This window comes from Pantoea sp. B65 (genome assembly GCF_047308185.1).
Taxonomy (GTDB): Bacteria; Pseudomonadota; Gammaproteobacteria; order Enterobacterales; family Enterobacteriaceae; genus Erwinia.
The window spans coordinates 1-8,760 of sequence record NZ_JAHXPU010000033.1 but is presented as its reverse complement, the minus strand read 5'-3'; the positions used below and the strand labels follow the sequence as shown (position 1 = coordinate 8,760).

Below are 8,760 nucleotides of genomic sequence, written 5' to 3'. Positions count from 1 at the left end.
GTAGCTACCGTCTTGAACGTCAAGCGGTAGCTGCATAGTTTGCGTCCCATGGCTGCCGTGTCTTCAGTACCCCGTAGCACAGATGCACCAGTTTCCTCATCACCGCACCCACTGCCGCTTTTTTTGCGGTGCCTCTGGCAAGCAGCCGCTCATAAAGCGCCTTGCCCTGTGCGTTATAACGAATGGCGCTCAGCGCGGCCACATACAGCTTTGCACGCACTTCCGGTGGCCCCGCCTTTGACATCCGCGGCCTGTGCCATACCGAGCTTCCTGATGACCTTTCCACCGGGACCAGACCGAGATACGCCGCCACCTGCGAAGCGCTCCTGAACTCTCCTGCGCGCAGAACTGCCAGCATCATCTGGCCGGTTTTATCCTTGACGCACTTTATCGACTTCAGCAGGTCGAGATCTTCTTTCAGTCCGGGATGGTTGTTTATATGGTCTGCGATAAGCTGCTCTATGCGCTCCAGCTCTTTCTGCAGCCACTGGCGGGTGCGCTTAAGGGATGTTATCACCTCGCGCGGCGTCTGCGTTGAGAGAGCCTTTTCCAGGCGGTTGAGGGTGCGCTGCACATCCTCCTGCAGGGCGTCCCGGCGGCGCAACAGTGCCCGCAGTTTGCGGACTTCCGGCGCGGGGGGAACCCAGGGTTCAGGCTGTTTCAGTTCACCGTAGCAGGCCAGAACAAAAGCATCCACGGTGTCATTTTTGGTCAGGATACCCATGCCTCTTGCGAACTCGCGCACCCGCTGCGGATTTGCCATACAGACGGTTACGGTGCTGTCGTGATGAAGGGCAAAGGCGAGGTTTTCGTGATAAACGCTGGTCGCCTCCATAACCACGGTCACCTGTGCGGGATCACACTTCTGCCGGAGCAGCCAGGTCTTCAGCTCCCGGTCAGCACCGGGTGCATTCTTAAAGACTTTGCTTTTCTTTTTCCCCGAGGAGCCTTCGGGGAGCAGGCAGACATCGAATTTTTGTTTGCTGATATCAACGCCGAGATAAATCATGAGGTTGTCTCCCTTTCACATAAACCATCACGCCATCCTGCCTTGTACATACGAAGTCAGAGCTTCCGGTTACCGTTCAGAGTAGATGCTGGCGTGAAAGGAGAAACGGAGGGATTATGCTACGAATGAAGGTCAGAGCCTTAAGGGGAGCCTGAATCTGCCTCCGTTTCATGTAGTGGTAGCTAACCACCACAGAAAACAAGATACAAGGGAGTAAATCAATGAGACTGATGTTATCTGGTTCTCATTTTCTGACTACGAAGAGCACTCTGTAGGATATTAAGAGGTATAATTATCGAAGATTTTCATGGGGATGCTTATTCGAGAACACTAGTTGCTGGAATTTTTCATGACCAGAAATTGAACTATGCATCTAATTGTAACATACTGACAAACATGAGAGTTAATATTAAAAAAACATCAACGATAACTATTGGATATATCATGGCCGACAGAAGTGCAGTTGATACAATACGAGGTTATTTTTATCAATTTGATCTGACTATTCTCAGCATCTTAAAATTAACATCCTTAGACGAATCTGTTGAAATCGAATGCATTGAGGACATTGATATTCGAACTGCAACTGACGTCACTGCCACACAATGCAAGTATTACGCCAAGACTGAATATAATCACTCTGTCATTAAAGATGCGATTAAGCATATGCTATCACATTTCAAGGAAACGCTGGTAGGTACCAAGCAAAAGATGTTGTACTCCATTTACGGACATTATGCGTATGGTCAAGAAAAATTAGATATAGAGATAGACATTGATTTTCTAAAGAAGCATTTTCTTACTTACACCAAAGAAAAAGTCACCTACCATCATCATCAGGATTTACAACTTACCGATGCAGATCTTGAAGAGTTTCTGAAGCGGTTAACCATAAACATCAGAGCAGTGGATTTTGATACACAGTTTCGTGAAGTGATCGATGTTCTCAAATCAATATTTAATATTAAGTCATTTTCAGCCGAATACTTTTATTACAATAACTCTCTAGCTGTCATACGCGAGCTTTCAATAGAGGCTAATCAAGCAAACCGCTCAATTACCAAGGGCGATTTCCTGAAAAAGATTAACACTTCAAGTATTCTCTTCAATGAATGGTTCGTAGAGAAGAAAGGAAAGAAAACACATTTTTCAGCCCTACGTAATGAGTATTTCTCAGAAGTGAACATATCTCCTTTCGAACGTTTCTTTCTAGTAGAGCTAAATGCGGCTTCTTACGTTCGATACGAACTCAAGAATCTTTTATTTGAGATTTCCCGGAAGTGGTCCAAATTGTCGAAGCGAGAGCCTTCTCCGTTCTGTCCGTACATTTATGTGCAAGGGGTACCAGACAGTGAGTTACTTGCACTAAAAAATGAACTCAGCATCGAAGGTTTTAAGATCATTGACGGTCACGACTTCCAGGGTGCTGAGTTTAATTGTCAATCGATTATGCTGAAAGCCACGCATGGTAATGGTATCCAGCTTAAGGTTCTGAATACTCTTCAAAACGTTATAAATACTATTGATACTATTACTAAAACTCGGCGTATTTACCAATTTCACATAGGCCCTAGCTTCTTTGAATACGACAAACCAGCAGTCCAACACGTCAAAATTCAGATAGAACAACTTTCAGACATTAAATCAATAATCTAGTTGAAGGAAAATGAAAATGGACCACAGACAAGAAGAACAGATCAATGCCCAAGTCATTGCCGTTTTCCCAGATAAAGTACGTATAGTTGTGGATGACCTCGAAAACTTTAAGATAGCGGAAGAATCATTGAAAGTTGGTTCTTACGTCAAAATTGCTGACAACGAAAACGCAGTCCTCATCGCAATCATTGAAAACTTCCAGATTGCAGTTAGCGTTGACGGTAAGCGGGATCACATCATTGAAGCTTTTCCTTTAGGCATCTTAAGAAATGGTAAGTTTGAGCGTGGTGGTGATTCTCTAGCTATTCCGCCAAAAGAAGTTCAGCCAGCAACCATCGCTGACATAAAGAAAATCTATGAAGACTCGGTTCCTAAAGAGGTATCTTTCCGTTTTGCTACATTAGCCTCAAACATCAGTGTTCCTGTTCCCGTCAACGGAAATAAATTTTTTAATAAGCATATTGCAGTTGTCGGTTCCACTGGTTCCGGAAAATCACATACTTTAGCGACTATTATTCAGAAAGCTGTCTCCGAAAAAGGAGGGGATTTCTCACTAAATAATTCACATGTAATTATCTTCGACATCCACTCCGAGTATAAATCAGCATTTCCATCTGCAAATCACATTGACATATCCAATTTAGCCTTACCATATTGGATGCTGAACAGTGAAGAGTTGGAAGAATTTTTCCTCGATACTGAGGCCAATGATCACAACCAGAGAAATATTTTTAAAGAAGCCATAGTAAAAGACAGACTTGCGAAATTCTCTGGTTCAGATGCTGAAAAACAAAATATCCACCTCGACACTCCTATCCTGTTCGATATTCGGGAAGTCCTTGCGTACACGATCGCAAAAAATGAAGAGATGATTGATACTGGAGAAGTTTACGCGTCAAGCAATAAAGAAAAAGCGGGACAGCCAAAATATACGCAGGGGAGTCTCCATGGGAAATTGACGAACTTTGTAAATCGACTTGAAAATAAACTTAATGATAGTAGATTAAATTTCTTTCTTGGTGAAAAATCCATGAAAACTACATTTGAAGAAACCCTCCAAAAGCTGCTGGGATACTCTTCGAAAAGTGAGTCGAACGTAACCGTTATTGACCTAAGTGGAGTTCCGTTCGAAGTTTTGAGCATAACAGTATCCCTTATTTCACGCCTCGTCTTCGAATATGGTTACATATATAAGCGTATGCGTTGTGCCAGAAACCCTAATGAGAAAGTCAATAATGACATCCCGATTCTATTAGTTTATGAAGAAGCACACAAATATGTCCCTAATAGTAATCTGTCGAAATATCGTTCTTCAAAAGTGGCCATAGAGCGAATTGCAAAGGAGGGTAGAAAATATGGTGTGACGCTACTGCTAGCAAGTCAGCGTCCATCCGAGATATCCGAAACAATCTTTTCACAGTGCAGCAACTTTATTGCGATGCGGTTAACCAACCCGGCGGATCAAGGATACGTTAAAAAGTTACTTCCAGACTCGCTCGGTTCTTTGATCGATAAAATGACATCGTTCCGTCAAGGGGAAGCATTACTGGTTGGTGAATCTATAATACTCCCCTCAATCGTCCAAATTGAACCATGTACTCATTCCCCATCTTCAAATGATATTCCTTATTGGCAACTCTGGAAGGAGGAATGGAAATTGATGGATTTTGCTGCCATTAAGGCAGAGTGGTATAAATAATCGTAACATGTTCTATTATCAAGTGAATACCATGTGTTTGTAGTTTGAGTCGGTTCGTCCAGAATCGGCTCAAAGTATAGGTGCTGATGGCTAGTTTTAATTCAAATAACATCTTTGTCCTACTCTCACGTGGTAAAATGTCTGATAGACCTTACTGATCTGTATCCTCTGACCTACTTCCCATTGATTCACACGGAATACTGTTAGTAATGTCTACCTAGTCGCAGTGAATGCGTGGAAGATATATGATTTGAGGACTCGATTACAGGTCTACTTGCAAAGCACCACTATTGCTGGGTAAGATCACACGTATCGGTGTCGAACATGTTAATGACTAGTGTTGTAATATCAGTAGTAGGGTGTAAGAAATGCATCTAACAAAAAGGGATAGTAATGCGCGATTATTCACTTCTTATTGGAAATGGCATAAATAATATTACAAATGGAAACTCTTGGTTTGATGTGCTAAATAGTCTAGGGGAAATATATGGAATCAAAATTGACACACATGGAAAACCATTTCCACTAGCCTATGAAGAGATTTATTTTAATATTTCAAATAAGCAAATGAATGGCTTTTCAGAAAGTCAAATAAAAGATTCCATTGCATCAAAGATAAATACAATAAAGCCAAATGAAATCCACCAAAAAATAATAGAATTAGAATGCAATAACATTTTAACAACAAACTATGACTTGGCGTTTGAATATTGTCTGGATGACGGCATCAGGCCTGAAGATTTAAAAAATGAAGGTATAATAAAAGAAAGTAAATACAATATCTTTAGACATCACAAGGTGAAAAACAAAAACATATGGCATATACATGGAGCATTGAATAACCCAAGCTCAATAATCCTTGGCTATGAGCATTACAGTGGTTATTTGCAAAGCATGCGGGGTTATACAACTACCGGAAGTAAGTATTCCAATGAATCGTTCAACAAACCGCTTACAAAACGGTTGGAAATAAATGATGTTGGTAATAGTTGGATCGATGATTTTTTTACTAAGGGTGTATACATCTTAGGCTTGAATTTGGATTTTGTTGAGATTGATCTTTGGTGGTTGCTTACATTCAGAGAAAGAAATAGAATTACAAAGAAAATAAACTTACAACATGAGGTGACATATTACATTCCTCATTATTGTTATGATGATCCTGCTTCCAAACCAAAAATCGATCTTTTAAAAAGCGTTGGAGTTATAATTAATCATGGGTTCGGATTAGTCTTCAAAGGGAAGGAGAAAGAGTATTACCTCGATGTAATCAATGACATTCATAATAAAACTAATAGATAATATTTTCTCTGTAAAGAGAACGGTCAAAGAAAAATATTCTTTGAACGCTGAGATAAGCATTTAGTCCGCTTCACGCCCTGAGACATTCGACAAGCTTTTTATGGCTTCAGTAAGGGCGACTTTCGCGCTTCCAGTGCCAGTAAGTATTTTGCTTCGTCGTACCGGGTTTTGGTCTTCCAACAGCGGTAAATGATCCTTATCCATTTAAATGCCAGAGCCCGAATCGCTGATTGATGCGATTTCCCTTTTTCTCGCTGGCCCTGGTAATAAAGTCTGGCCCAGTACGATGAGTTAACCGTCTTCGCAGTCCATTCCACGAATGTCTGTCGGACGAACTTCGCGCACTGCCAACGCCAGTGTACCCAGGATTTTTGACCACTTCGCTCGGTTACTGGCGCGATGCCAGCGTAGTCTTGAATTTCTTCGGCACTGTTGAAGCGCTCGCGGTTATCACCCAGTGCGGCAAGCATCCTTGGGCCCATACACGGTCCCATTCCAGGAAGTGATTTGAACAGTTCTGCATCCGGAAGCGTATCGAATAAGGATTCAATACGTTCGTCGTAGGTTCTGATTAGGTCGCCTGCCAGTTTGATTTGAGATGCGAGTGTTGTTGCCATCAATGCATTTGCCTCGATGACACTTTTATCTGTGGTCAGGGGAATAGCACTGGCAATACTTGCAACCCGCTGTTCGGTATATGCAACAGCAGGACCACCTTTAGCGTTCATAAAATGACGGACAGTATCGCTGCAAGCCCATTTGAGTTGTTGCAGGCTGGGCCAGCGAATGATTAGCTCGCAGAACAGTGAACTGTCCCGATGGGAGAACCATTCCAGGGGCTGGGGGTAATACTGCTTAAGTGTGTTGATGAGCCGATTTACAAAGCGACGCTTGTCTTCGACCAGCAGTCGGCGCTGCTCAACTAATTGCTGGAGTAACCGAATATCCGCATGGTCGGGTTCAATGGCTTTTACCTTCTGGGGGTAACGCAGCATTAACTCTAATGCCAGCTCGGCATCCTGCGGATCATCTTTAGCGCCGCTGGGCGAGAAGGCTTGCCGGTAACGAGCCAGGGACAAAGCGTGGACGGGGAAAACGGTGATAAAGGGATATTTTTGAAGAGCATATACCACGGGGCCCTTCTTCAGTTCGAGAGCTATTGCGATTCTGCCTTTTACCTTCTGGTGTAACTCAGTAAGCCAGGTATCAAGTGCTTCTGGCGTATGTTCAATGACATGGAAGACTCGTTCACCATTGTTAAACTGAACGCAGACATCGTGCTTTTTATCTGCCCAGTCGAGGCCAATATGAGCAGCAAACTGATTAGTCACAGTCATCACCAACTCCTTTTTATCGGGGATTGGTATGCATTCCACGCTCTTCGAAAGAAATATAGCCAGCAGTTTATCTGCATGCCCTGAGTATTCGTTAGCGAACGTGGAGCACCTACTGGCTCGAAAGAAAAGCGGCGATCATCGCATGATTCTCGCTCAATATTCGTAACCAGTAAGCGCATACCCTGAATCACTTCAAAGTGTAATTCTCAGGGTGCGAATGACTATACCTCGCTCAGAGCGGACCTGACGCTGGTTGCTACTTATTAGTGAAGCCATTAGGTTCAGCATGAACGCTAATGACGTTTTTGCTTCAGGGTTAGGCGGGACAGCTCCCGCCCCGGTAGACGTTCCCGTCCTGTATTTTCCACGGCTCCGATGTGCCTGGACTATCCGTTGCAATTCAGTCTGCCGGTCGTGAAGTAACGTTTCTTAATAAGAACCCCGAAGCGTAACTGCCGCGTGACGGCGATAACGTACTGGTAAGCATGGCGGGTATCTGCGACCGGGCGCGAATCGTTCTGAACCCGGTACGAGTCATCACTGAGGCGGCTTTATCCCTGAGGGGGAATTGCCTGAGGATATGTGCACCCCGGACATTGCCACGCACGAAATTGTGCAGGATCAGGTATACAGCGCTGATAACCCCGCTTCAGTTATGCAACTGGCATTAAACCCGGGCGTTGGGTGAGAATTTGCCGGAGAACAAGGTTAAATTTCAGTCATACGAAAAGCAGACCCTTTTATCCGGGATCTGCTTTTTTTCAGCTGACTATCTTTCAGACGGTTACAGAACCCCTGAGCTGCTGTGCATAAACATACGGCGCTACATACATTTCCCGGTTTAAATCCAGATAATCTGACCACCACTGCATCATCGCTTTTCGCGCATCGAGATATTCCGCTTTATGGGTGTACGCTGCCCGCACGCTGTTACGTTCCTGATGACTCATCTGGCGCTCAACGGCATCCTGTGACCACAGACCAGACTCCATTAATGCACTACAGGCCATTGCCCTGAATCCGTGGCCGCAGATTTCATCTTTCGTGTTATAGCCCATCACACGCAGCGCATTATTAACGGTATTTTCACTCATGGGTTTAAAGGGATTATGATCGCACGGTAACAGTAACTCCTGCTGACCGGATATTGTTCTTATCTGTTTCAGAAAAGAGAGAGCCTGACGGGAAAGGGGAACAATATGTGGCGTGCGCATTTTCGCCCCGCGCTCCGAGTAGCGGACGCCAGGGATGGCTTTGCGACGGGCAGGGATGGTCCAGATTTTGTTGCTGAAATCAAACTCAGCCCAGCGTGCGAAGCGCAGTTCGCTGGAACGGATAAACAGATGCAGGGTAAGCAATACTGCCAGCCGGGTTAATACACGTCCCCTGCTGTAGTCGTTTATGCGGGTCAGCAGTTCCGGCAGTTGCTCCAGCGGAAGGGCAGGGTAGTGGCGTTTACGCGGAGGCGCAGTAATGCCACCCAGGTTCGCTGCAGGGTTGTTTTCAGTCAGCCCAAGGTGCACTGCATGGCGCATGATGCTGCATATGTGCTGCCGGGTGCGGGATGCCACTTCCAGCAGACCTTTCTGCTCAATGCCTTTCAGCAGGTCGATGAAATGGCGGGTTTTCAGCTCTGTTACGGCAATATGCCCAATGACCGGGAAAATATGATTGCTCATGCTGGCAAGCAGGCGGGCTGAATGGTTTTCAGACCAGGTCCTGTTGCTTCTGTGCCAGTTAAGCGCCACTGACTGAAA

At 44.5% G+C, this 8,760-nt stretch carries 6 protein-coding genes; 3 read left to right on the top strand and 3 right to left on the bottom strand.

Going from position 1 to position 8,760, the window contains the following annotated elements; all coding sequences use genetic code 11:
• Positions 1-19: 19 nt before the first annotated feature.
• Entirely contained in the window at positions 20-1,009 is a 990-nt protein-coding gene (locus JWF83_RS13640) for an IS110 family transposase (RefSeq protein ID WP_413647956.1), read from the bottom strand.
• Positions 1,010-1,453: 444 nt separating this feature from the next.
• On the opposite strand from JWF83_RS13640, the gene JWF83_RS13635 reads away from it, so the two are divergent.
• The 3 genes from JWF83_RS13635 to JWF83_RS13625 all read left to right on the top strand — a co-directional run bounded on the left by JWF83_RS13635 (position 1,454) and on the right by JWF83_RS13625 (position 5,666).
• Positions 1,454-2,665 (top strand): DUF4297 family anti-phage-associated protein, encoded by a 1,212-nt coding sequence (locus JWF83_RS13635; RefSeq protein ID WP_413650819.1) that lies wholly within the window; start codon positions 1,454-1,456, stop codon positions 2,663-2,665.
• Positions 2,666-2,681: 16 nt separating this feature from the next.
• Complete coding sequence (locus JWF83_RS13630) at positions 2,682-4,364, top strand: ATP-binding protein (RefSeq protein WP_413650818.1); 1,683 nt, start codon at positions 2,682-2,684, stop codon at positions 4,362-4,364.
• Between the two features lie 393 nt (positions 4,365-4,757).
• The gene (locus JWF83_RS13625) at positions 4,758-5,666 is read left to right on the top strand and encodes an SIR2 family protein (protein WP_413650816.1); all 909 of its coding nucleotides are present in this window, start codon (positions 4,758-4,760) and stop codon (positions 5,664-5,666) included.
• A 98-nt stretch (positions 5,667-5,764) separates the two neighbouring features.
• Here the strand turns inward: JWF83_RS13625 and JWF83_RS13620 are convergent, their stop codons facing one another.
• Both JWF83_RS13620 and JWF83_RS13615 read right to left on the bottom strand, forming a co-directional pair.
• On the bottom strand, positions 5,765-7,003 hold the full coding sequence (locus JWF83_RS13620; protein ID WP_413650814.1) for an IS110 family transposase: 1,239 nt from the start codon (positions 7,001-7,003) through the stop codon (positions 5,765-5,767).
• A gap of 776 nt (positions 7,004-7,779) precedes the next feature.
• Positions 7,780-8,760, bottom strand: a 981-nt coding sequence (locus JWF83_RS13615; RefSeq protein ID WP_413650812.1) for a tyrosine-type recombinase/integrase, incomplete at its 5' end; no start/stop codon positions are given.